Source organism: Pleionea litopenaei (assembly GCF_031198435.1).
Taxonomy (GTDB): Bacteria; Pseudomonadota; Gammaproteobacteria; order Enterobacterales; family Kangiellaceae; genus Pleionea; species Pleionea litopenaei.
Map to the genome: position 1 here is coordinate 3,694,293 of NZ_CP133548.1, position 24,179 is coordinate 3,718,471.

The window sequence follows — 24,179 nt, forward strand, 5'->3', positions numbered from 1 at the left end:
AGCTAATGCGAGTTTATGCTTACGCATGAACTTAGGAACTAAATTCGTCAGACGCTAGCAGGAGCTTGGTAACCTATTGGCAGTGCTCACGCGCTTTGCGAGTAAACGATAGTTGATACTTTATTGCTTTTCATGGCTTTATCGCTAAGTCGTCGTTTGTTGAGCATTCGCTCTTATTTTGAAAGTGAGCTACTGGGATAGTTTTGGAATATCAAGTCTAGAACGGCAAAAAATATAGATATAGGGCATTTGTCGCATGAAAATTCTTCCACCTAAGACACTCATTGGATGCTCAGAAGCTTAAGCTTTTTCATACTAAGTCCTCATATAACAATCGAATAGGTACAGATGATGAGTTCTCGAGTTTATGATTTACCTACTAGGGTCTTCCACTGGATTTTTGCAGGGTCGCTCATTACCGCTTTTACCATTTCAAATACAATTGATGATGAGAACCTCGCTTTTTCTTACCATATGATTTTTGGATTAATCATGGTTTTCAGCGTAGTAATAAGGATTATCTGGGGACTATTCGGCAGCAAACATGCCAAGTTTTCTGACTTTTCGCTAAATTTGAAGAATTTGGTTAGTTATCTTAAAGGGATATTAACTGGAACAAATCGGAAATGGGTTGGGCATAATCCGGCTTCCAGTTGGGCAGCAGTGATAATGATGATATTGGCCTTGGGCTTGGGCGTGTCCGGTGTCTTGATGATTACAGGTGTTGCCGGGGAGGTTTTGGAAGAGGTTCATGAGCTATTAGCCAATACTTTTTTAGTGGTCGTAATATTGCATATAGCTGGTGTTATTATACATCAGTCAAAACATAAAGACTCAATCGCTATGAGCATGGTGACTGGCTTCAAACAAGACTTACCCGAAACTACTGAGCCTGTCTCTAGGCATTTGGGGGTTGGGCTCTTATTTTTGTTTTTGACCGTTGGTTTTTCTGCTTACTTAATTCAAAATTTTGACAGTTCCTCTAGGACTCTCTCTATATTTGGTAGCCAGCTTCAGTTGTATGAAAATGAAGGAGATGACTTCGATGGTTATAAGCATGGAGAGAGTGAGGAGCACGAAGAGCACGACTAAGGATTAATATGAAAAATAGAGAACGCATTTTTTTATTAGGCATATTCTGTTTAATAAGCGTTATGATCGTTACGGACCTGATCACTGACTTTGATGAAGGAGTGCCGCTTTGGCATATATTCATTGAAGGAAGTGCAGGGGTAATGTCTATTATTGGTGTTATTTTTATTCTTAGAAATATGCTGCAATTAAAAGTGAGCTTATCGAAAGAATTACAGAATTCTTCTGCATATAAGAAAGAAGCTGAGCAATGGCGTATTCATGCAAAAGAGCATATCAACGGTCTGTCGCAGATGATTGAAGCTCAGCTGTCGGAGTGGGGCCTTACTCCGGCTGAAAAAGAGGTGTCTTTTTTGTTGCTGAAAGGCTTTAGCTTGAATGAAATAGGCGAGTTTAGAGGAACTTCAGAAAAAACGATACGCGCCCAACTCAGCGCGGTTTATGCGAAAGCCGGTTTAAAAAACAGAGCAGAATTCGCTGCATTTTTCTTGGAAGATTTGCTTCCAGGTTCTGATATTTGAGTTTGATTTATCTCAAACTCACTCATTGGCTCGAGGGCTTTAACGGTTAAAGTTTTGCGCTCCAGGCGCTGCTCGTCGAACCCGTAACACGGGTTACTCATCCTTACCTGACCCACAAACAAAAAAGGCCCACCTTTCGGTCGATAGAAAGTTTGCCGGCTTGTCTGTTTTCTGATTTTCGCAACGATCAGTTACCGGCGGGAATACTCGGCACATCCATGTGCCTCGCCCTAGCGGGCCATCGTCATACTTCCGATGTTCGGCAGCGCTCCAGTCGCTGCTCGTCGAACCCTTAACGCGGGTTTTCATCCACACCAACCCCACAAACAAAAAAGGCCCACCTTTCGGTGAATAGAAAGTTTGCCGGCTTGTCTGTTTTCTGATTTTCGCAACGATCAGTTACCGGCGGGAATACTCGGCACATCCATGTGCCTCGCCCTAGCGGGCCATCGTCATACTTCCGATGTTCGGCAGCGCTCCAGGCGCTGCTCGTCGAACCTTAAACGCGGGTTTTCATCCACACCAACCCCACAAACAAAAAAGGCCCACCTTTCGGTGCAACGTAGTTCACTTAAGCGGAGCTGCCTTGCGATTAACAGGATATCGGGTCTTTGATATTTTTACCGCCCTAGGCCGATTAGGCTTAGGGCGTTTGTCTATAAAAAGGATAGACAAGTCGCCACGCAGACTTTTCAGACGCTTTGGCGTATTACCCGGAGACACCGCTTTACTCATCACTTTTAGTTGACTCGCAATGAACTGACAAGCGTACTTAAAACTGATTTCGTTGGGCATTCGACCATGCTCTACTGCTGCTTGGCTGGCTTCTCGTCTCACCAAGTTATAACCAAGTAATAGCCCCCATAACTCTTGATAGACAAGCTCGACCGTCTTACTTCTCAACACCAAAGCATTGTGTTGCATCGAACTTTTTATGTCTCGATACCCCAATTCAATTTCCCATCTTTCGTGATAAAGCTCGGCGACGGATTTTGCATCGTAGTCTTCCCTAGACAGGGACGTAAACACGGTTTTCTGCTTACCCGCAACTTGATAGGTGACTGCTCTGACTTTCCATTTCTCAGGTAGGTTAGGATTCTTCTTGCGTGCCTGTGGAGAGACTTTCATTTCAACCAGCATGTCATCGCTCTCTTTCTCATCCAGAAGTGTGTATTTCACCCCTTTCTTTGCAGGTAACAACCAATGTCTGTTCGAGCCACTATTTTGGAGAGAAAGCAGTAAGTCTGCGCCATAAAACCCCTTATCTAATAAGGTTACAGAGTTATCAGGTAGGGAGTTAATAAAGGGCATAGCAAGGGCAATTTCTCCACGACGATATGGGCTTATGGCTGCATCCACAATAACATGGGAGCGAACATTCATCATGGTGACCACCCTTAATACCGGATGAGGTGTCTGCCTGTCACTAGATGTATTACCTGAACCAAAATGTTCTCTTAGTTCCGGTGTATCAGCGGTCCGAAAAAGAGCACCATCAACAGCAAAGACTTGTAAACCTTGCCAAGTATCTTCAGGGTAACGTTCTAGACCCCAAGTGTGACCACATTGCCTAAACAGCCATTCCGGAGCGGCTTTACCAAGACGTTGTCTTGCTTGCGTTAGAGCACTTTTTGCTAACAACTCCTCATCAGCCAGTCCTTCTGCACAGACATTCATTCGCCGGGCTACTTCTGCAATAGGCTCATTGCGGAAGAACGCCATCCCGACAATGAGCCAAAGAACCATATCACTAGGTAAACGACGTCGGCGAATAGTCGCTTTATCGGAAAGTGTTGCCGCTTTGGCAATCCACTCATCAGGAATATGCTCAGAGAAAGTGGTTAACTGAGCGACATCAACGGGACTTTCTTCAAGAAAGTCGGCAAAACAGTTTTGGATAGACATAAAAAAATCGGAAACCTATAAACAGGTTTCCGATTGTCTCTCATCAGAAGGATCGGTCAACCGATCCTTATCTGATCTACATTGCGCTATAGTGCGGAGAGTTCAATGATCACGAAAGAGCATGGGGCAATCTCTTTCCGACTCTCATGCCTTTTGGCCACAGCGTATTAACCACTTCCGCTGATTCATCATATAACGCACCTTATGCGGATTCACTTATGTTCATCATGCTGACTACCTAGCACTCACCCGATTGTGGTTATCAGGAGGGTCGTCTTCTCGCGATTTCGATCCCGATTGGCAAATACCAACCTTCGTTACATTGTCAGAGCCGCTACTTTATTCAGGCTCCTAGGTTCATCTGGTGATACAGATGGTTCACTCGTTTAGCGGTGAACAGCGCTTCATACGACTTCACGTCGCACGCCCCAAAATGTTTTAGATTAATTACTCTTTGATACTGCGAGGAAGAGTTTTTTCATACTAAAAGTTATCCATTCTTATAGAGTGCCGTTCGTTTTGAGGTACCGTAATTTATCGAGGAAGTGAATTTCTCGTTAACTCAATAAATGTTTGGACTCAATAAGCACTCCAAATAAATATGCCACAATCCCCCTCTGTTTTAGAGACGGGCTAGCTATAAAATAGGAAGCTCAAATGGCTTCCTATTTATATGTTGACTACTAAATATATGAAAAATAGATCAATGTGAGTGATGCAATAGCCCTGCGGAAATCATAGCTGTAGTTGCGATTTCCTGACATCGTTTGGTGCTTATACAGCTGCCTAATGCGACTTGTTGATCAATTGAGTATATCGTTAGCCCTTCTTTTATCGTTTCTAAGACTTTGATATCGGCCAGTGCTTCAGGTTTTGCCGTGAGCGGGTTATCAGACAAAATAACCAAGTCAGCGAGTTTACCTACTTCCAGTGAACCTTTGCTTTTCTCTTCTTTGTATTGAGTGGCCGCCCATAATGTTTGCGATTTTAATCCGTCCAGCGCCGACACACGTTGTTGTGGCCCCAAAACATGACCAGTACGACTTACGCGGTTAACGGTCGCGGAATAAACACGCATTGAGTTAGGCAGAGCCACAGGAGAATCATGGTGAGAGGTATAAATCATGCCTAAATCTCGAGCCCAGCCGGTTGGTGATATATTCTCTGCTCGATCTTTGCCTAAAACGGAATTCATGTGCCAATCACCCCAATAGAAAGTGTGCATTGGGAAAAACGACGGAAAAACGCCCAAGCGCTTAAATTGCTCTACTTGATCTTTACGAGCGGTCTGCGCATGTATTGCGATAAAACCTCGGTCTGGTACACCGTGTTTTTTCTCACTCGCTTCAATCCCATTAAGCAATTGATCAATTGCCGCATCACCGTTGACATGGGTTAACAGTTGCCAGCCATTACGTTGTGCTAACTCAATATACTCGGCGGCTTTTTCATCACTCATACTCGGGTAACCTTTGTAGCCTTTCTCTTGACCAACCGGTGGAACAAGATAAGGTTCCGTTAGCCAAGCTGTTTTGCCCTGAGGAGAACCATCAAGATTAAGCTTAGCCCCAGCGACGCGGAATCCATTAGAATACTCGCTTGAGTAATACGGAGGAGAGATAACCTCTTGAGCCACTTGAATATCAGGATACGCGGCCACATCGATAGGGAGTTTTTCCTCTTGAGCTAAGTTGTACATGGTTTTCACTGCTGAAGTCGAAGCTCGACCTTCCTGAGCAGTGGTATATCCAAAACTCGCGTAAAGCTCCATACCCGCTTTAAAAATGACTTCATTCTCTTTGGCGTTGAGTTTGGCAAATAGCGGTAGCAAGGTCCCAAAGAAAGCAGTTTCTTCCAGCACACCATTAGGTGTTTTCCCATCACTCTCACGACGAATCTTACCGCCATCAGGATCGGTGCTCTCTGTCGTCAAACCTGCCAACTCCAATGCTTTAGTGTTCAAAGTTGCTAAGTGACCTGACTGATGAATAATAAGTACCGGAAGGTCTTTAGATACTTCATCCAATTCTTGGCGAGTAGGATGCCTTTGCTCTTTTAGCTGTGAGTCATCATAACCAAACCCCAGGATGATTCCATGATTGCCGTTTTCTGGCTTCGCCACCCAAGTTCTTAGTTCTTCTTGCAGCGACGCAATACTATTTACATTACCATCAGGATCGGAAAGTAAGTTCGCAGATAAAGCTTGAATGCCAGTGGTAAAAACATGTCCATGGCCATCAATGAAGCCCGGGATCATGGTTTTTCCATCTAAATCAACAATTTTTGTCTTATCATCTCGTAACTTCATCAGTTCTGATTCTTTACCAACCGCTAAAATTCGACCATTTTTAATCGCTAAAGCTTCAGCGGTAAGGTCAGAGTCGTTGACCGTAATAATATCTCCGCCAACATAGATTCTATCCGCAAAAGGTTTTGTTGGGCTTGCAGCCAAAGTGATACAACTGACAGATAGTAAAGCGAATGCCAAAGTTGAGAGCCTCATTTTGTTTCTCCTCCAAGGAACTATGAATGAATCGCCACCAATAAACTAGACACTTCCCAGCCGTTCTTGGTAACGGGTTTCATACTCTACCGGTGACAGCAGATTATTGGAACCATGTTTTCGTTTGCTGTTATAAAACATTTCTATGTAATCAAACACATCGCTTCTGGCTTCATCCCGTGTTGAGTAGATCTTGCGTTTGATCCGTTCACGCTTCAGCAGCTGGAAAAAACTTTCGGCTACAGCGTTATCATGGCAATTTCCGCGTCGGCTCATACTGCCTTGCAAGCCATGAGTTTTAAGGAATGCCTGCCAATCGTGGCTGGTGTATTGGCTTCCTTGATCGGAATGCACCATCACCTGCTTTTTCGGCTGACGTCGCCAAACCGCCATCAGTAATGCGTTTAATACGATGTCTTTACTGATTTGGGAATGCATCGACCAACCTACAACTTTGCGGGAGAACAGATCCACCACGACGGCCAGATACAACCACCCTTCGTGTGTCCGGAGTAGAGTAAGAGACTGAGCGTAGTCGAACTATCTCTCAGCCTCTCCTCTCCGAACCGGACGTGCACCTTTCAGCGCATCCGGCTCTCCATTTAATTGCAGCCGAAGGCCATAGCAACATCTTTGTACTTAGAAGTGACCGTGTTTCGCGCTTCAACGCGACCATATGGATTAGACTCAGGCAGCCGCCAACGGAACCGCATCTTGGCGCTGCTCACAAGACGGAACAGTGATGCGCCAGTTACCACACCATTGTTGGATTTACCGAAGTAAGTCCATGTTTTCGCCATCTCTGGCGATGGCCTGCGTATTAACGTTTTCATTAGAGATTTAATGCTAGCTTTAAACTTAGCTCCTAACCAATGTGCCAGTTTCCAGAATACAGCACGGTCTACCTTGTCGTAGATTTTAGCCGTGTAGTCAGTAAAACAATAAAACTGTGACCAGCCTTTCAGCTTTTGGTTGAGTTTGATTATCTTATCAACGGCACTGCAACTGTGATCTGTAGACAGTTCGTTGGTTAGTGAGCGGGTAAAAGACTTGCATTTGTCTTTCGGTATCCCCGTCACTATTCGCATATTTCCCTTGGGTCCGCGTTTACGGATAATGCGGTGCCCTAAGAAGGTGAAACCATCATTAACATGGGTAATATGGGTTTTGTCCATATTCAGTGTTAACTTGAGCTTACCTTCTAAGAAGCATTTGCATTGGTTACGTATGGCTTCAGCCTCTTGCTTAGTGCCTTTGACTATCACGACAAAGTCATCCGCATATCGGCAGAAAGCCACGGCGGGCATCCATGTCCGTGTTTCACCATTTAGAGGCTTGCGTCCTCGTTTGAGACTGTAGTTATTGTACCAACGGTCTTTGCGTGCCTTTTTACTCAGGTAGCACTGGTTCAAGTATTGGTCGAACTCATTCAACATGATGTTCGACAATAATGGCGAGATAACGCCACCTTGCGGCACACCTTGATGAGTAGCATAGAACTGGTTCTTTTCAACATGACCCGCTTTCATATACCGCCAAAGCAGGTCAAGAAAGCGACGACAGTTGACCCGTTTACGCACGCATTGCATCAATAACTTATGGTGGACCGTGTCAAAGTAGCTCGATAAGTCACCTTCGATTACCCATCGTCCGCTTGTTTCTCTACAATCGGTTAATTGCAGTTTCACTGTGCGAATAGCATGATGCACGCTACGCTCTGGCCTGAAACCATAGGAAAGAGGATGAAAATCACTCTCCCATATTGGCTCCATTGCCATGAGCATGGCACGTTGTACTATTCGATCACGAAGCGTGGGAATGCCTAAAGGACGTTGTTTACCCTTCGCTTTTGGAATATAGATACGTCTTGCTGGTTGAGGTTGGTAGTCGCCTGATAACAATTCACTTCTGATGGTTAACAGATAATTATCCAAGCTCTGTTCAAGCTGCACTTTGCTTATTCCATCCACGCCCGGCGTGTTCGCGCCTTTGGCCGATAAGGTGATACGTGCGGCTTCACGTAGCCAATCGATATGGCTTATCAGCCGCATTAAACGGTCAAACCGTTTCGTCTTATCGTTATCCGCCCATGTTGCTAACTTGCGTTGCATTTCACTGATTATCAAAGGTCTTCACCTTGTTAGGTCAGCTAGCGTGCTGACGCAAATCAATTAAACTGTGCCCCTTCGCCATGTAATGCGCTCTCCACATCTCAGACTACTACGAGCACTCCGCCAGCCTATTTATCATCGGGGTCATGCTCCCTTAAAATCTAAATAGACCTTCCCCGGTTTATCTACCCGAACTCAAGCATGATGAGGAGGATGCCGATCGCAATCTTTACCCTTATCGTTCTGTAAGATGGTGATACTCAAACACCGAATTGCGGTTTGGTGCTTGTCCCTTGCTTTCACTCGTACATATAGCGAAGCAATTTGGAAGTGATACCGCTTCATATTGTTCACTTCTGCATCACACTGCCTGTTAACCCATGTAGGCAGTGGCGACGTTTCAGCCCATAGACGCGAATTAATCGGTTCATGTTCTTCATCCTTCCATCACTCAGTCTAGAGAAGCATCTTGGCTTAATGAGTTCGCCTCACTTCCCGTTGTCAGCGGGTTACATCACCCCATCAGCATACGATAGGTCACTGCCGCTCAGACTCAGTCACCTACCCAACTAGATGACGCTATACCTCCTTCACTCCTGTTTAGAATGTATAGATTCCTGATAGATTCGTGATCCGTTTATGCTATCCATGCAAGTGCCGGATTCCGGGCACACTATAAGTGATATCTGTTACCCATACCTCATCAGGCGTTACCGGATTAAACTGACGCTGTAAACGGTTAGGCACGACGACATGGCTATCACCCTTGCGATACCTCGGCTTGCGGTAACCAACCTGTGCTTTTAACCCCTCAGATTGCATCAACCGGTAAACCCGGTTAATACCACAGCGCTCGCCCGTATCACGTAAATCAGAATGGATCTTACGGTAGCCATACACGCAACCAGATTCGAGCCAGAACTGCTTAATTAAACCTGTAAGCCGACGGTTTGCCTTATCACGCTTTGACGACGGCAGCTTGCTCCATGCATAAAAACCACTGGGGTGAACATCCAGCATGTTACACAGCCAGCGTACCGGCCACCGGTCGCTGTGCTCCTTGATAAAGGCGTACCTCAGTCGGACAGCTTTGCGAAGTACGCCGCGGCTTTTTTTAAAATGTCGCGCTCTTCAGTGGCCCGTTTTAGCTCTTTTTGCAGGCGTTTAATTTCTGCCTGCGCCTCAGATAAATCATTGTGTTGTTTGTTATCAGGGCCATACTTCTTCACCCAGGCATACAGGCTGTGTGTGGTGATATCTAGACGCTTAGCAACATCAGCGATGGAATGACCGCGATCAACAACTTGTTTAACCGCTTCGATTTTGAATTTTTCAGGATAGCGTTTGCCGCTCATAAGCACCTCTCTTTGAGTTAGTTTATCTAACTAAGAGGTGTCTAGGAAACTAGTGGCGATTCAAAAAAATGACTGGCAATAAGTAAAAAGTGTAGATTAATCAGGTAGACTTTACCTATTTGATACTAATTAAGTTACATACAAAGGTGAGAAGTAAGGCTAGTGCTTTAAATAATTGAAAGTATTAAATTTACGTCTAAACGATAAACCATCCGACGGATAGGGAACTCATTCTCGGGATACATAAGAACAGACGTTCTAATCTGCGCCAGTAGGACTGGGCACCTTACTAAGCGACTTTTCCATACCTGAAGTTATTCATGAATGTCTAATGCTCGATTTTTCGAAACTCATTATTGTCCAATGGGCGTTTGAGCTCGTACTGTTCCCTCATACCGTTCCTTCTGTAATGACATCGTACTGTCCGACAGCGCTCGAAGCTGAATTGGTAGCCAGACTTTATATTGACCAATAGCATCCAAGAGGAGGTCAACATGAGAAAGTTACCTTCAGGAAAATGTAGCGGCATAAAAAGGCCATTCAAGCTTGAAGAAATCTGGCGAATCAGGACTAGACTTGAGCTTGAAAACGACCTGATGCAGCTTGCTCTGCTAAACCTAGGCATTGATAGTAAGCTGAGAGCGAGTGATTTACTAAAGTTGCATGTATACGATGTTTCTTCGCAAGGAGTGATTTATGAAAGGGTTCAATGCATCCAGCAAAAAACGGGCACTGACGTACACTATGAAATTACTCCTAGAACGCAGCAAAGTATCAGTCGCTGGATCTACTCCGCATCCCTCGAAGCAAGTAGCTTTTTGTTTCCAAGTTGTCGTCGCAAAGGGCAGCCTACCAGTTACTCATTTTATCGTTCGGTTATCAGGTGTTGGGCTGTAAAACTGGGGTTGAATGCAGACTATTATGGGACTCATTCAATGCGTCGCACCAAAGCTACTTTGATCTATGCCAAAACAAAAAACATCAGGGCGGTACAGATTCTACTGGGGCATTCGAAGCTAGATAACACGATTCGTTATCTTGGCGTTGTTGAACTGGAAGATGCTCTGAAGCTTTCAGAGCAAACGGACTGCTAGTGGTATTGATACAGGCTTTTCTCTATTGTTGAAAAGCCTTTGCCCAAAAGTGTTTTAGAGCAATTGCCGACAACATTTCCTAGAGCTTTTCTACCCATCATTTGCATCATTTAGCCAGCTTCTTTAGGGACAGCGAAAATGCACAGTCACAGTACACCTATAATTGTATGTATTGACACTTCTAGCCATCTTGAGTATGGTGTTTCTTTAATAGGTTAAAGTGAATTGCCATGTGCTTGTACCGTTGTGGAGGTCATATGTTTTTAGCGAAAAAACTCTCAGTTATTTCTGTTTCACTGCTGCTCTCACTACCTAGTATCGTAGGAGCGGAGGCCCTTCGGTTGCAAGATCTTGACGATCTCGCTGAACCCCTATCTCAAACGGTAATCTATACAGCTAGGAAGTTCATTACTATGAATCCGGCTAAACCGACAGCCGACGCTATTGCGATACGTGACGGGAAATTCGTGGCTGTTGGTAATTTGGATGAAGTCAGTGCGACGGTTGGCAAAGATGCGTATCTCGATCAATCATTTGATGGCAAAGTAGTAATGCCTGGATTTGTTGAGCAACACGTTCATCCAGTTCTAGCTGCGTTGGCAATGAACATGACGGTTATATCAATTGAGGATTGGGATACGATTGATGGGTTCTCTGCTGCGGTGCGCGACGAGAAGAGTTACCACACGCGCTTAATCGAAGCACTCACAACGCATAAAGATAAAACGAAGCCTTTCATTACCTGGGGGTATCACCATTACTTCCATGGAGAAATGTCACGCGAGTTGCTTGATAAGTTAGCTCCGGATTTTCCTGTCTTCGTATGGCACCGCTCACAGCATGAATTTTACCTAAATACATCAGCGCTTAAGTTGACTGGTATCGACGAGGCTTATGTCTCCGGCCTAGGGGCGAGTGCAATGTCAATGATTGATATGTCGAAGGGACATTTCTTCGAACAAGGCGTGATTGGAATTCTGCCAAAACTGACCCCTTACCTAGCGTCAGCGGAGCAATTTAGACGAGGACTTGAATATACTGAAATTTATTACCATCGCAACGGTATCACTCTTGCCTGTGAGCCCGGCGGGTTTCTTTCCCAAAAATTGCAAGAAGCCGTCAACGCTGTATATTCGGATGATGATACGCCGTTCAATCACTGCTTTATTGGTGACGGAAAAAGCTTTTATGCAGTAAAGCCCGATGACCAAACCAGTCTTCTAGCAGAGACACGCAAGGTTGAGAGTTGGGGCAATGGTCGCACATGGTATTTACCTGGTCAGGTAAAACTTTTTACTGATGGCGCAATCTATGGCCAGCTTATGCAGATGAAAGATGGGTATACCGACGGTCACCATGGTGCTTGGATCATCGACCCGCCAGAATTTGGTTTCATGTTCCAGACATATTGGGATGCTGACTATCAAATCCACGTACATAATAACGGTGATGCGGGTATGGATGTATTGCTAGCCGAGCTAGAAAAGGCTATGAAGCGTAAGCCTCGCAAAAACCACCGTACGGTGCTAGTGCATTTCGGTTTTGCCCAGCCGGAACAGGTTAAACGTTGGATCGAGCTTGGCGGTATCGTGAGCTCGAACCCATACTATGTGACGGCGCTAGCTGGACGTTATGCCAAGCTGGGTATCGGCCCTGAACGCTCAGCTAACATGGTTCCGAATGGAGATGTTTTAAAATACGGCGGCTCGCTTTCTTTCCATTCTGACATGCCGATGGCGCCAGCGAAGCCGATGCAACTCGTATGGTCGGCAGTCAATCGGCTTACCGCAGAAGGGGAAGTCACAGGACAACGGCATAAGGTTCCACTCGATATTGCTTTACGAGCAATCACTATAGATGCCGCATACTCTATTCAGATGGAGAACAAAGTTGGGTCGATTGAAATAGGCAAGGACGCAAATTTGACTGTGTTAGAACAGAGTCCATACGAAGTGGCTCCAGAAAAACTTAAAGACATTCAAGTGTGGGGGACGATGTTAGAAGGACGTTTACAGCCAGTGGAGCATTCTCCGAAAAAAACTAAATCGATTCTTGGAACGAATATATCTAATGAATCACTTGGGGAGACAGTTCAGAGTGCGGTAACAGAGAGACTAACGAGGCTGTTATCTCATGAGCATGTAGACAGAAATTAGTGCTGATTGATCTGGCAGCATGTGTATCTCAGACTGAAGTCTAGATTGTTTCTATCCAGAACTTTCACAGTTGGCACTTTGCCAGAACTATCACTGCTGGCACACTTATGCCCCTTTTCGTGCTGGCGAAAACTAACGGAACCCACCTCATCCCGAGAATTTTCGATAGATTTTCTAATGCCAACCGTGAGCTGCGTAAAAATACCCCATTTTGTCGTATTTCTCATTCTCGCTTTTGAAGTATTACATGCTACCCTAGCAAAAACATGTGGTTACGATAGAGTTCAGTTTTCATTAGATGTATAAAAAAACCAAATGGAGTGTTTGAAAGCCCCTGTTTGGGATCGAATAAATTGTTAGTTGATAAAATGCTTCACTAAAGGAACAAGAATGAGTAGGGATTGGGAGTCAATTTTTTCAAGATGGGCGCAAGGGCCAAGTCAAACTGAGCAGGAGCGAGCTGAAAACGCAGAACGCCAAATCAGGCAGGCAATTCAAAATAGCTCTAAGCTTCAAAGTCGAAATATAAAAGTAATTACTCAAGGTTCTTACAGAAATCGGGTAAATGTAAGAAAAGATAGTGACGTTGATATCGGTGTAATTTGTTATGACGCTTTTTTCCCAGAATATCCTGACGATAACGTCAAAGCAGAATTGAATAAAAGTTTTAGCGATGGCACTTACTCTTATTTGACTTTTAAAAATGAGCTTGAAGAAGCTCTAGTTGCTCGATTTGGTAGAGCTTCCGTATCTAGAGGTAGTAAGTCTTTCGACATTAAGGAAAACACTTATCGGGTAGAGTCAGACGTAGCAGCGTTCTTTGAACATAGAAGGTATATGTCTACCACTAGGTACTTATCAGGCGTAGAAATGCGGCCTGATGATGGCAAACCGTTTATCGTACGAAATTGGCCAGAGCAACATTATTCTAATGGCGTATCAAAGAACGACGCTACATCCAGAAGATACAAGCGCGTTGTTCGAATTCTTAAAACTCTATCCAATGAAATGGCCGAAAATGGTATCAAGTCAGCCAAAGACGCTCCCAGCTTTTTGATCGAATGCTTAGTTTTTAATGCTTCAAACTCCTGCTTCAACTATTCAACATATAACCAAATGGTTCGTGCAGTTCTTGCTGAAACTTTTAACAATACAATTAATGATGAAAAATGTTCTGAATGGGGTGAAGTTAGTGAGCTTAAGTACTTATTTCGAGGCTCACAGCCTTGGACGAGGCAGGAAGCGCATCAGTTCTTAAGCGATGCATGGGACTACATAGGTTACGAGTAATGCTAACTAGACTTCATATTTCATCATTTATTGGTCTCACGATCGCGGTTTGGTTACTTGCTCTTTGGGTTCAAGGTATGCCTGTACTCAGTGCGGACTTTGTAAAACCATTTGGTACAGTAGTTGGTGTAATAACTCTGTTTGTAACCTTGTTTAACAAATACATGTGGTCATGGAAAATATTTAAAGGTTGGTATGTTAAAAGACCGGACTTGAGGGGGACGTGGAAAGTTGAGCTGAAAAGTAGCTGGATAGACCCTAACACTGGTGAAGGCGTTGCGCCAATCTATGGATATGCAGTCATCAGGCAATCGTTAACATCTCTTAGTTTGAGGCTGATGACAAAGGAATCTAGATCCGTTTTGGTGGCTCACAGTATAGAGCAGCAAGAAGATGAAGATCTGTTCAAGCTAGTTGGTGTTTATCGAAATGAACCCAAAATTGAATTACAGGGTGTAAGAAGCGAAATGCATCATGGCTCTTTCGCCCTAGAAATTCATGGTTCTCCAGTCGAAGAACTAGAAGGGCATTATTGGACAGATAGAGCAACCAAAGGTGGAATGAAATTGGTTGGTCGTGTGGAAAAATTATATAGCACATATGAGCAAGCAGAGCGTGAAATCGGCAACTAACAGATATGATCCCTTCCGGGTCAATAGGCAATAGCATTCTTTTGGCTGCATCAGCAGCCAATGCTCTCGAACAACAAAGCCGTCTGCTTCGCTTTATCCAATTTGAAATTATCCGAAGTGTTTGCTTTAGAGCATAAGGTCTAACTGATTTCTGTCCAAAAGTTTGCTTCGGCACAGATTCAGCGCATGTTTTCACACTTTCTTTGGATAGCTACGTTGATTGAGTCTAAGTTTCAATCTTTATTGTCAGATTTGGCCTCTGCCTCTGGTAGCCACGATAGAAACGAGTTTCGGAAGTAGAAAAGTTTCAAACTTTAATGTCCTCTGATAATAAGACGTGTCAATATTAGCTCTCTCACTGTCAATCATAGTCAATAATTAGGATTATAAAGAGGTGTCAATGCTTTTGGGTTCGATATTAACCGTAGTTCTTTTATTATCGGGGTTGTATGACTGTCAATCTTCTATACATTCGCACACTACAAAGCACAATTGGGATCTTCCAGATTGACAGGTCGTGTGTGAAGTTGAAAGATTGACAGTTGTCTATTAAAGGAGGCGGCTGTGCTAAGTAAAAAAGACAGGATTATTACGATATCGCATTTGAAGGATACGCATAGCGATGTCACATCAGAAGCGTTAACTTCGAAATCTATCGAGAATAAATGTAGCAACGGGGACTCATACTTTATTACGCGTTGCGTTGCATTTGGGGAGGAGCAGGATTTGTACTTGTTTCCCTTCTTGCTTGAAAAGGATGGCTCGCCCTGGACTGATGCTAATGCCTTTTTTTTCAATCAGGTCGAGATTTTAAAAAAGGGTTTACAAAGTCTGATTCGATCTTAAATAAAGCAAGTTGGTTATTAGATTTCAAAATCTTCTGTGAGGATGAAGACATTAATCTCATGTCTTTAGCAGGTCGCAAACCAAAAAGGCCGTCTTACCGGTATTTCCTTGAGTTGCTTTCAATGCTTGAAAAAGGTCAGATTACTAGAAAAGGGCTCAATCAGAAAACTAAAATAGTATATGACTTTTATAATTATTTATCTTCGCTACCAAATTCAACTATCGACATGGAGCGTGTTGATACCGTTAATTCCGTGAGGATATATACGCAGAATACATATGGTATGAGCCACTCAATTGAAGTTGGGGTTCTAGGGATTTTCCCCTCTAAAAAGACTTAATCCTCTGTAGACCACACCAATAAATGGCTGCGGAGGTGGGTTACTACTTATAAGTGTGGCAAATTAGGTAAATATCGTACATTTAATACGGAACAGCCCTGATATGGCCATCAAAAACGAAATTACTATTCTCACGAGAGCAGAACAGGCAGATCTTTATTCCCCACCCATTTTTTCAATCGAAGAACAACGTCTGTACTTTTCTCTGAACGATGCGGAATTGGCAGTTTTTCGGTCAATTCGTCTCAGAGCTCATAGATGTTACTTTGTCGCGATTTTGGGATACTTCAAATCAAAGCCCGTCATCCTAGATATCGCTTACTCGCAGGTTTCTAAGGATTTAATGTTCATCAGTAAAGAGCTGCTTGGCGGCAAGGGGCTCAGACCATTCACTCCCTCACAAAAACAAAAAGATCGACTCTACGCAAAAGTATTAGACCTTGCTGGTTATCACAAATGGGACGAAAGTCAGCACTTCAATTCTCTTTTCGACCACCTTGTTCAGGTGGGCAATGCCTGGCTGGAGCCGCGTTACCTCTTTGATACTGCTATTGAATTCCTAACCAGTCACAGCATTGCTATCCCTAGGTACACCGTACTCCAGAGACTGATAAGCAGAGCGATGCAGCAGGTCAGAAAAGACCTGGCGCACCAACTTAATCAACTCACCAGTCCTGAACTTCACGTCTTTCTGGACAGCATAACAGCCATTGATGACGGACTAAGCCTGAACCAGCTCAGAGGCGGTGCAAAAAGTCTGACCGTACCTGAACTTAAAAAAGAGCTTGCCCTTTATCATCAGTTAGCGCCATGGCGCACGCAAATCAATGGCGTTATCGATGGGCTTAATCTGTCTCTTAAAAATCGACAACACTTCGGTGAGCTCATCAACTATTACGGTAGTAAACTCAAACGATTCAAACGCGCACAGCAGCATCTATGGTTGCTATGTCACCTGACAGAGCGGATACAACTGGCACTGGAACGGTTAACTGATGGGTTCATTTACCATATCCGCAAGCAACAAGAAGCTGCCAACACCTTTGCACAACAAGCAGTGTTCCTGTCCTGGCAGTCAGCCGCGGACAATGTCACGAAAGCGGCAGAGTTACTGCATCTGTTTGTGGATGAGAACATTGATGATAATCAACCCTTCTCAGTAGTCAGACAACAGGCATTGAAGGTCATGAATGACAGGGATATCCAGACCCTCTGCCTTTACCTGAAAAAACAGAAACGGACCGTGGAAGAGTACCAGTGGCAACATTACGATGAACAATGCAATCTCCTGGAGCAACTGTTAAGGCAGGTGTTTTTGTGCCTTGAATGTGAGGCCGGTAAAGGCTCAGAAGCCGTCGTCGCCCAACTTCAACAGATGCAGACGGAAATCGCATTCGGTGGACCACTGAAGACGATGGATACGTCGCTCATCCCGAAAAAGCACCTCCCATGGTTGGTTAAACAGGATAACGTTAACCCGCAACGTTACGAATGGCTGCTCTACCGGCAGTTAACCTCACGACTGAATGGACGCATTTATTTGCCAAATGTTACCAAATACCGCGCACTGGAAGACGACCTGATCCCCCAGACATCGCAGGATACCTTGCTGGCCTCATCAACACTGGACAGACTAAAACAGCCCGCAGAGTTATTGTTACAGGAGAAACAACACCGGCTGGAAAGTGCACTCAAAGACGTTGCTCTCCATATTGATGAGGGAGACAATCGAAATGTGATCATGAAAAATCGTACCGGTACCCGCTGGCGTCTGCCGACCAAAAGCGCTACATCTCTGGTCAACAATCCCTTTTTTAAGCGAATGCAACCGGTCGGTATCGCGGATGTACTGCGGTATGTAGAGCGCGAAACCGGGTTCATGAAATGTCTGACTCATGTACTTCCGATACAAAAACAAGGGTTCACTCATCAGGATGATTTACTGGCCATTCTGATTGCCAACGCCACTCACCGTGGTGTGTATGGCATGGCGCAGATCTCCGATCGAAGCTATGAACACCTGAGTACGGTGCAGGCCAACTATATCCGGCCTGAAACGCTGCATGACGCCAGCGACGTGATCAATAATGCGGTTGCAGCGCTACCCATCTTCCGCCACTACCATATTCAGGAGGACCAGCTGCATGCCAGTGCGGATGGTCAGAAATTCGAAACCCATCTGGAAACCTTTAAAACCCGGTACTCCTCTAAGTATTTCGGCACCAACAAAGGGATCACGGCCATGACACTGGTGGCCAACCACAGCGCCCTCAATGCTCGGATCATCGGTTCCAACGAGCACGAATCACACTATATTTATGACCTGTTACAATCCAACAGCAGTGAAATCAAACCTGACGTACTCTCGACAGATACACACGGTGTCAATCATGTTAACTTCGCCTTACTGGATCTATGCGGTTACAGTTTTGCACCGCGATACGCGCAGTTCAGTAGTGTCATCAATGATCTGTTTGATGTGACTGAAAGTGAACAAGGCAGCACCATACTGGCGCTAAAGAAGCCTATCAGAACGAATGTTATTACAACGGGATGGCAAGATATCAGGCGTATTGTTCTGTCACTTCAGACAAAGCGGACGACACAAGCAATGCTGGTAAGAAAGTTGTCTGGTTACCCTTCTGGACACCCAATATTACAGGCTCTGACGGAGTATAATCGACTGGTTAAAGCGCAATATTTACTTGACTACATCGACGATGCCAGTTTGCGGCAGTATGTGCAACGTGCCCTGAACCGGGGAGAAGCATGGCACTTCCTTAGACGAGCCATTGCGTCGGTGAATGGTGATCAGTTCCGTGGCAAAAACGAGTCTGAAATCGCTATCTGGAATGAATGCGCAAGATTGCTTGCCAACGCGATCATCTACTTCAACTCCGCGATACTGAGTCATCTTCTGGGACACTTTGAAGCGAGAGGAGATGAAGAGAAAGCGGGTATCACTCGTGCTGTTTCGCCCGTTGCGTGGCAAAATATCAACTTAAGCGGAACGTATAACTTCACTAATACTGGGAAATTGCCCAATATTGGCGAAATAACAAGGCCGATAGTGGATGATTAGGCTCCAAGCTGAAAGTAAACCACCTCCGCAGCCATTTATTGGTGTGGTCTACAGAGGATTATGTCTTTTTAGAGGGGAAAATCCCTAGAACCCCATATTGAATGAGTTCTATCAAGTTACGTTCAGAAAGAAACTGTATGGCTCAATGGAAGAGTTGCAGAAAGATCTGGACGAATGGATGGATTACTACAACAATCATCGTACTCATCAAGGAAAAATGTGCTGTGGCAGAACGCCAATAGAAACATTAGAGGATGGGAAATCAATCTGGGCTGAAAAGAATCTAGCCCAGATATAATCTGACAGGCACCGAGTCGAAAAGTGGATAACTGTCAGATCAGGTCTAAATTAGTACAATTAATGTAATTGGTATTACCCATATTTTTGCTCGTTCCATCATAGATATGAGATCAGATCGCAACGAGCTAGAAAGGTTCAATTAGATTTGAGCAACAACGCCGTCTTGATCTGGTTCAGCCAAGGCACATACCACCCTATTTCTGGTTTTTTTGGCTTCGTATAATAATTTGTCAGCAAAACCATAAACCTCTTTAAGTGTGAGCAAAGAGTGTTGCTGATAAATAAAACCACCAATAGAGATAGTTGCATAGTCAGATACCGAATTTCCTGAATGTTCGATGTGTAATGCCTCGATCTTATTTTTTATATGATTAAGTAAATTCATGGTTTTATTTAAATCTTGCGATACGGTCACAATTGCAAATTCTTCGCCTCCAATACGATAAACATGATCGCTGGCTCGTCTTAAACTGGTTTTTAATTCATTGGCGATCAGTTTAAGGCATTTATCACCACTCGGATGACCATATATATCGTTGTACTGTTTGAAGTGATCGACATCAATGATGGCTACGCTAATAAACGGGTGTGAATCCGCTTCAAATAAGGCGTTGGTATCAGCTTCGAAGGCTCTTCTGTTTAAAATACCAGTCAATGGGTCTGTGGTTGAATGCACTCTGTCAGAGATGTTGTCAATAATGTTGATGTACTTCACCCTTGATGAGTTCTCGTTGGCGGGGGTGATTTTATATACAAGATGCAGATTTTCGTTAGGGAAATCTACCCGTTGTTGATAAAAGCCTTGGCTGTGAATGCTGGCTTTGATTTCATCAGCCAACCATCGGGTTTTAGCGGCGATGGGTGATAAGTAGGCCTCCTCGTGCGGTTTAACATTCCCTGTCAGGTTAATCATGGCTTGATTGACTTCTAACACGCGAAAGTCGTCATCAAGCTTGGCGATTGCTATGTTGTCATCAATAAGTGTGCTTTTTTCATTTAAGGCCAAATGATAGTGATGCGTTCTGTGTTTGATAAAAACGCCCCCCAAAATCGTGTAGAAAAAAATAATGGCAGAGGAGATAAGAACCGATATTTTTAATGCCGATTTAGAGTATTTATATTGTTGGTTGGATTTCTCTAATTTGCTATATGCAAAATTTAGGATTACATTCAGATGATTATTTACATCTTGGGTCCACTCTTTTTCTATATTGTAAATATCAAGAAGGTCACCAATCGTATGCTTGCGATTTAGACTTTTCAGTACACCCCATTCCAGCGATGAATTATTTACTGATCGTTTAAGGTTATCGATATCAACGCTTGGCCCTAAGTAATGTTCTGATATGGCCGCCATGGTTGTATTTATCTTGGTCTTTATTGAAAGATGATTTTGTTTTAGCTTGTCAACATCCTTGTTTTGGCTATTGAGTGTGATGTTCTTGATGTTGACCATCATCTCATTGATGTCGGATTTTAAGGAGAGAGCTTCATTAATCACTCTTTCAGGATGCCTTTCAATTAAGTTTCGATGCTTTTGAATATCTATGATATTTTTAGCAACCAACGAGCCGGAAACCATAAAGCCTAAAAGAAAAAGCATGTTAATAATAATGATTTGTTTTTTACTTAAATTGTTCACGCATATTTACCTAACTGTAAAGAAAGCGAGCACAGTATGCTTCGGGTTTAATTGCAAGTAATTGATTATGATCGATTTTTTTATGGGTAATGGATTTATCCTACAGATGGTAAGGGATAATCTTACGGCGATCTAAGTGTCAGCGGACATTAAAGATTAGAACTTTTCTACTTCCGAAGCTCGTTTCTATCATGGCTACTAGTAGCCGATTGGACAATAAAGTTCGAAACTTAGGTTCTATCAATATGGCTATCTAAGAAAAGTGTGACAACAAAGTTTGAAACGAGACTGTAACTAATTTTGTGTAACTGCTTATCACCACATACTCTATTGAGAGTAAAGGATAGGCAGATGCAAATGAATAAGAAAGAGCTTGAAGCTTTCGCAAAGGAAGCGGCCAAAGGAATTAAAACGCCTGAGGACTTGAACGAATTTAGCCAGATGTTGAAAAAAATCACCGTTGAAGCGGCACTGAACGCAGAAATGGATGAACATCTGGGCTACGAAAAACACCAACAGTCCACATCAACCAATAGCCGAAACGGCAAGAGCAGCAAGCGCGTTAAAACCGAAGATGGCGAGTTTGAACTCGATACGCCTCGTGACCGCGAAGGCTCCTTTGACCCCAAACTCGTCAAAAAGCACCAAACCCGTTTTACGTCCATGGACGACAAAATTCTCTGGCTTTACGCGCAAGGCATGAGCACCCGTGAAATCGTCAATGCCTTTGACGAATGGTATGGTGCTGAGATATCGCCCACGCTGGTGTCCCGTGTTACCAATGCGGTTATCGAGCAAGTCGTTGAGTGGCAGTCACGCCCACTTGATGCTGTTTATCCCATTGTCTACCTGGATTGCATCGTGGTGAAGATCCGCCAGGATAAACGGGTCATCAACAAATCCATCTTCTTAGCACTGGGGATCAATACCGAAGGTCACAAAGAGCTGATGGGTATGTGGATTGCTGAGAACGAAGGTGCTAAGTTCTGGTTAAACGTCCTGACGGAGCTTCAACAACGAGGTGTTGAAGACATCCTGATTGCATGCGTAGACGGCCTCAAGGGCTTCCCTGACGCCATTAACACCGTTTTCCCTCAGACCCATATCCAACTGTGTATCGTGCACATGGTACGCAACTCCCTCAAATATGTGTCGTGGAAGGATTACAAAGCGGTCACGGCTGATTTAAAGCAAGTGTATCGCTCAGCGACTGAGGATGAAGCCTTGCTTGAGCTGGAACGCTTTGGTGAAGTATGGGACGACCAATACCCACAAATCACCAAATCATGGCGTAACCATTGGCAGAACTTGAATACGCTGTTCAACTATCCTGAGGATATCCGCAAGGCCATCTACACAACCAACGCGATTGAGTCGCTCAACAGTGTCATTCGCAAAGCAATTAAGAAACGGAAAATCTTCCCCAGCGATGATTCAGCCAGAAAGATGGTTTACCTGGCGATTAAAGATGCCAGCAAGAAATGGACGATGCCCATTCAAAACTGGCGTCAGGCAATGAGTCGTTTTATTATCGAATTCGAGGAACGCCTCGAAAACCACATTAACTAAACGGCAGTTACACAGAATCTGTTACAGGCTCTTTGAAACTCGCTTTTGTCGAGTAGACGACACCTGTTACCAAGTGTCGTCCCTCTAAGAACCCAGCGTGCAACTTTCACCGCACTAGGCTCAAGCCTTCACGAAGGCACCGATTGGCACCCAGCAACTTATAAAGCAGTGAGAGCAGGTTCATGCCAAGAGTTACGGCATTGCTTCTTTGATTTTCTCTTTGCCAAGTATTCTTGGTATTGAGGATCAAAAGGCGTAGCGGCACTCCTGATTTTGACATGTCTCTCTATTGGCACCTTAGCTATTTGAAACAGATTGAACTGACAATCCATATTCATGATCTTCTGCCAACCGTGAAATTGCCATTGACCTTGACGGTTGATGAAGTATTTAAGCGCGATCCAAGTTCTTGATTTTGTTGGATGACGCCTTTTAGCCCAATGCCATAACGTATGGAATAGCTTGTGACCTACATATCCGAATACCTGTTTAGCCACGCAGTGTCGATAGTAATTCGACCAGCCCCTGAGTTTCGGATTTATCAACTTGATTAAATCGTTAACAGGGATGGTTGCGTGCTTTTTGATGAGTTCGCGCAAGTTGCTCAAGAACAGTAGTGTGTTGGATTTGCTCGGTTTAATGAGCAATTTCCCTTTGTACTTTCTATGGTTAAAACCTAGGAAGTCAAAACCATTACTGATATGAGTAATATGCGTTTTCTCTTCGGATAGTGTTAAGCCTCTTTCTGCTAAGAAATCAGCAATCAACGGTTTGATATCGTTCTCCAGCACTTCCTTTGAAGCACAGGTGACGACGAAATCGTCGGCGTATCCAATAAAGTTGGCTCTAGCACCCTTTTTGAGTGCAGTCGACTTTATGCGCTGCTCAAGTCCTGCAAGCGTCATGAGCATCAAGGTTGGGGATATGACCCCGCCTTGTGGTGTTCCCTCGTCAGTGCGATAGAACAGCCCTTTGTCCATAAAACCAGACTTTAACCATTGTTCCAACATACGTTTATCGATGGCAATGTTATCCATTAGCCATTGATGTCCGATCTTATCGAAACAGGCTTTGATGTCACCCTCAAGAACCCATTGAGCAGATCGTTTCATAGCCAAGCACTTGAAGCACTGCGCTATAGCATCAGCAGTGCTTCGGTTTGACCTAAAACCATAGCTGTTAGGGTCGGCAAGTGTTTCTGATACTGGCTCCAGAGCAAGAAGATGAAGCGCTTGCTGCGCTCTATCGACCATGCAGGGGATACCCAGTGGTCTGAGCTTGCCGTTTTTCTTTGGGATGTAGATACGTTTGAGCGGCTTGGCTTGATAAGCTTTTCTGCTCAATTGATTGACTGCTTTCATGCGGCGCGTATCTGTGTTCCAGATAACGCCGTCGATTCCAGGCGTTTTACTGCCTTTGTTTTGTGATACCCGCTTAACAGCAAGAAGTTTTGCCGAACGCGAGTGAGTCAGTATCCACTGCAACGCTTTCGCTTTGCCGTGTTTACCTTCTCGTGTTGCCTTTGCAATACGCATCTGAAGCTTTAAAACATGGGATTCAACGGCTTTCCAATTGATGGATTGCCATTGAGCACTGTCAGGAGAGGCACTAATCTCTTTTGAAATCATCATTTGCGTTTCTCCTTGAATAAAGTTCTTCAAATTATCTTGCAACGGAAGACCAGTCGGAAGTCAGCTCACTTTCGTGATCAGATATGAATCTGTATCTGCATCGTTACAA

At 44.1% G+C, this 24,179-nt stretch carries 14 protein-coding genes and 3 pseudogenes; 9 read left to right on the forward strand and 8 right to left on the reverse strand.

The window, feature by feature from the left end; translation table 11 throughout:
* The first annotated feature begins 348 nt into the window (after positions 1-348).
* Both Q9312_RS16555 and Q9312_RS16560 read left to right on the forward strand, forming a co-directional pair.
* Positions 349-1,092 carry a cytochrome b/b6 domain-containing protein gene (locus Q9312_RS16555; protein WP_309201978.1) on the forward strand — a complete coding sequence of 248 codons (744 nt, stop codon included), beginning with the start codon at positions 349-351 and terminating at the stop codon, positions 1,090-1,092.
* An 8-nt stretch (positions 1,093-1,100) separates the two neighbouring features.
* A complete protein-coding gene (locus tag Q9312_RS16560; protein ID WP_309201979.1) occupies positions 1,101-1,613 on the forward strand; it encodes a helix-turn-helix transcriptional regulator in 513 nt (170 codons plus the stop codon).
* Between the two features lie 93 nt (positions 1,614-1,706).
* On the opposite strand, the gene Q9312_RS16565 is transcribed toward Q9312_RS16560, so the two are convergent.
* The 6 genes and pseudogenes from Q9312_RS16565 to Q9312_RS16590 all read right to left on the reverse strand — a co-directional run.
* Entirely contained in the window at positions 1,707-1,922 is a 216-nt protein-coding gene (locus Q9312_RS16565) for a hypothetical protein (protein ID WP_309201980.1), read from the reverse strand.
* Positions 1,923-2,180: 258 nt separating this feature from the next.
* Positions 2,181-3,518: an IS4 family transposase gene (locus Q9312_RS16570; RefSeq protein ID WP_182293610.1), complete on the reverse strand. Its 1,338-nt coding sequence runs from the start codon at positions 3,516-3,518 to the stop codon at positions 2,181-2,183.
* 703 nt (positions 3,519-4,221) lie between these two features.
* Positions 4,222-6,021, reverse strand: a complete 1,800-nt coding sequence (locus tag Q9312_RS16575) for an amidohydrolase (RefSeq protein ID WP_182293491.1) — start codon at positions 6,019-6,021, stop codon at positions 4,222-4,224.
* Between the two features lie 45 nt (positions 6,022-6,066).
* Positions 6,067-6,540: pseudogene (locus Q9312_RS16580) on the reverse strand (IS3 family transposase); the annotation flags it as partial.
* Between the two features lie 83 nt (positions 6,541-6,623).
* Complete coding sequence (ltrA, locus tag Q9312_RS16585; RefSeq protein WP_353961543.1) at positions 6,624-8,147, reverse strand: group II intron reverse transcriptase/maturase; 1,524 nt, start codon at positions 8,145-8,147, stop codon at positions 6,624-6,626.
* 660 nt (positions 8,148-8,807) lie between these two features.
* A pseudogene (locus Q9312_RS16590) lies at positions 8,808-9,487 on the reverse strand (IS3 family transposase); the annotation flags it as partial.
* Positions 9,488-9,981: 494 nt separating this feature from the next.
* On the opposite strand from Q9312_RS16590, the gene Q9312_RS16595 reads away from it, so the two are divergent.
* From Q9312_RS16595 to Q9312_RS16620, 6 genes and pseudogenes are all read left to right on the forward strand, one after another.
* Positions 9,982-10,581 carry a tyrosine-type recombinase/integrase gene (locus tag Q9312_RS16595; RefSeq protein ID WP_182293487.1) on the forward strand — a complete coding sequence of 200 codons (600 nt, stop codon included), beginning with the start codon at positions 9,982-9,984 and terminating at the stop codon, positions 10,579-10,581.
* Positions 10,582-10,994: 413 nt separating this feature from the next.
* Positions 10,995-12,737, forward strand: a complete 1,743-nt coding sequence (locus Q9312_RS16600) for an amidohydrolase (RefSeq protein ID WP_309201981.1) — start codon at positions 10,995-10,997, stop codon at positions 12,735-12,737.
* Positions 12,738-13,127: 390 nt separating this feature from the next.
* On the forward strand, positions 13,128-14,027 hold the full coding sequence (locus Q9312_RS16605; protein WP_182293483.1) for a nucleotidyltransferase domain-containing protein: 900 nt from the start codon (positions 13,128-13,130) through the stop codon (positions 14,025-14,027).
* Positions 14,027-14,659: a Cap15 family cyclic dinucleotide receptor domain-containing protein gene (locus Q9312_RS16610; RefSeq protein ID WP_182293481.1), complete on the forward strand. Its 633-nt coding sequence runs from the start codon at positions 14,027-14,029 to the stop codon at positions 14,657-14,659. The genes Q9312_RS16605 and Q9312_RS16610 overlap by 1 nt, the downstream gene beginning before the upstream one ends.
* A 1,290-nt stretch (positions 14,660-15,949) precedes the next feature.
* Positions 15,950-18,928: a Tn3 family transposase gene (locus Q9312_RS16615; protein WP_000985631.1), complete on the forward strand. Its 2,979-nt coding sequence runs from the start codon at positions 15,950-15,952 to the stop codon at positions 18,926-18,928.
* Between the two features lie 94 nt (positions 18,929-19,022).
* Positions 19,023-19,226: pseudogene (locus Q9312_RS16620) on the forward strand (IS3 family transposase); the annotation flags it as partial.
* 141 nt (positions 19,227-19,367) lie between these two features.
* Here Q9312_RS16620 and Q9312_RS16625 read toward each other — a convergent pair.
* Positions 19,368-20,870, reverse strand: a complete 1,503-nt coding sequence (locus tag Q9312_RS16625) for a GGDEF domain-containing protein (RefSeq protein WP_182292830.1) — start codon at positions 20,868-20,870, stop codon at positions 19,368-19,370.
* Positions 20,871-21,227: 357 nt separating this feature from the next.
* Here Q9312_RS16625 and Q9312_RS16630 point away from each other — a divergent pair, with 357 nt between their 5' ends.
* A complete protein-coding gene (locus tag Q9312_RS16630) occupies positions 21,228-22,439 on the forward strand; it encodes an IS256 family transposase (protein WP_182292834.1) in 1,212 nt (403 codons plus the stop codon).
* 158 nt (positions 22,440-22,597) lie between these two features.
* Here the strand turns inward: Q9312_RS16630 and ltrA (Q9312_RS16635) are convergent, their stop codons facing one another.
* Positions 22,598-24,070 (reverse strand): group II intron reverse transcriptase/maturase, encoded by a 1,473-nt coding sequence (gene ltrA / locus Q9312_RS16635; RefSeq protein WP_182292828.1) that lies wholly within the window; start codon positions 24,068-24,070, stop codon positions 22,598-22,600.
* Positions 24,071-24,179: the final 109 nt, after the last annotated feature.

Excerpts from the sequence above, each read along its gene's own strand:
- Q9312_RS16555 (WP_309201978.1), top strand. The coding sequence starts at position 349 with ATGATGAGTTCTCGAGTTTATGATTTACCTACTAGGGTCTTCCACTGG.
- Q9312_RS16560 (WP_309201979.1), top strand. The coding sequence starts at position 1,101 with ATGAAAAATAGAGAACGCATTTTTTTATTAGGCATATTCTGTTTAATA.
- Q9312_RS16565 (WP_309201980.1), bottom strand. The coding sequence starts at position 1,922 with ATGAAAACCCGCGTTAAGGGTTCGACGAGCAGCGACTGGAGCGCTGCC.
- Q9312_RS16570 (WP_182293610.1), bottom strand. The coding sequence starts at position 3,518 with ATGTCTATCCAAAACTGTTTTGCCGACTTTCTTGAAGAAAGTCCCGTT.
- Q9312_RS16575 (WP_182293491.1), bottom strand. The coding sequence starts at position 6,021 with ATGAGGCTCTCAACTTTGGCATTCGCTTTACTATCTGTCAGTTGTATC.
- Q9312_RS16595 (WP_182293487.1), top strand. The coding sequence starts at position 9,982 with ATGAGAAAGTTACCTTCAGGAAAATGTAGCGGCATAAAAAGGCCATTC.
- Q9312_RS16600 (WP_309201981.1), top strand. The coding sequence starts at position 10,995 with ATGAATCCGGCTAAACCGACAGCCGACGCTATTGCGATACGTGACGGG.
- Q9312_RS16605 (WP_182293483.1), top strand. The coding sequence starts at position 13,128 with ATGAGTAGGGATTGGGAGTCAATTTTTTCAAGATGGGCGCAAGGGCCA.
- Q9312_RS16610 (WP_182293481.1), top strand. The coding sequence starts at position 14,027 with ATGCTAACTAGACTTCATATTTCATCATTTATTGGTCTCACGATCGCG.
- Q9312_RS16615 (WP_000985631.1), top strand. The coding sequence starts at position 15,950 with ATGGCCATCAAAAACGAAATTACTATTCTCACGAGAGCAGAACAGGCA.
- Q9312_RS16630 (WP_182292834.1), top strand. The coding sequence starts at position 21,228 with ATGAATAAGAAAGAGCTTGAAGCTTTCGCAAAGGAAGCGGCCAAAGGA.
- ltrA (WP_182292828.1), bottom strand. The coding sequence starts at position 24,070 with ATGATGATTTCAAAAGAGATTAGTGCCTCTCCTGACAGTGCTCAATGG.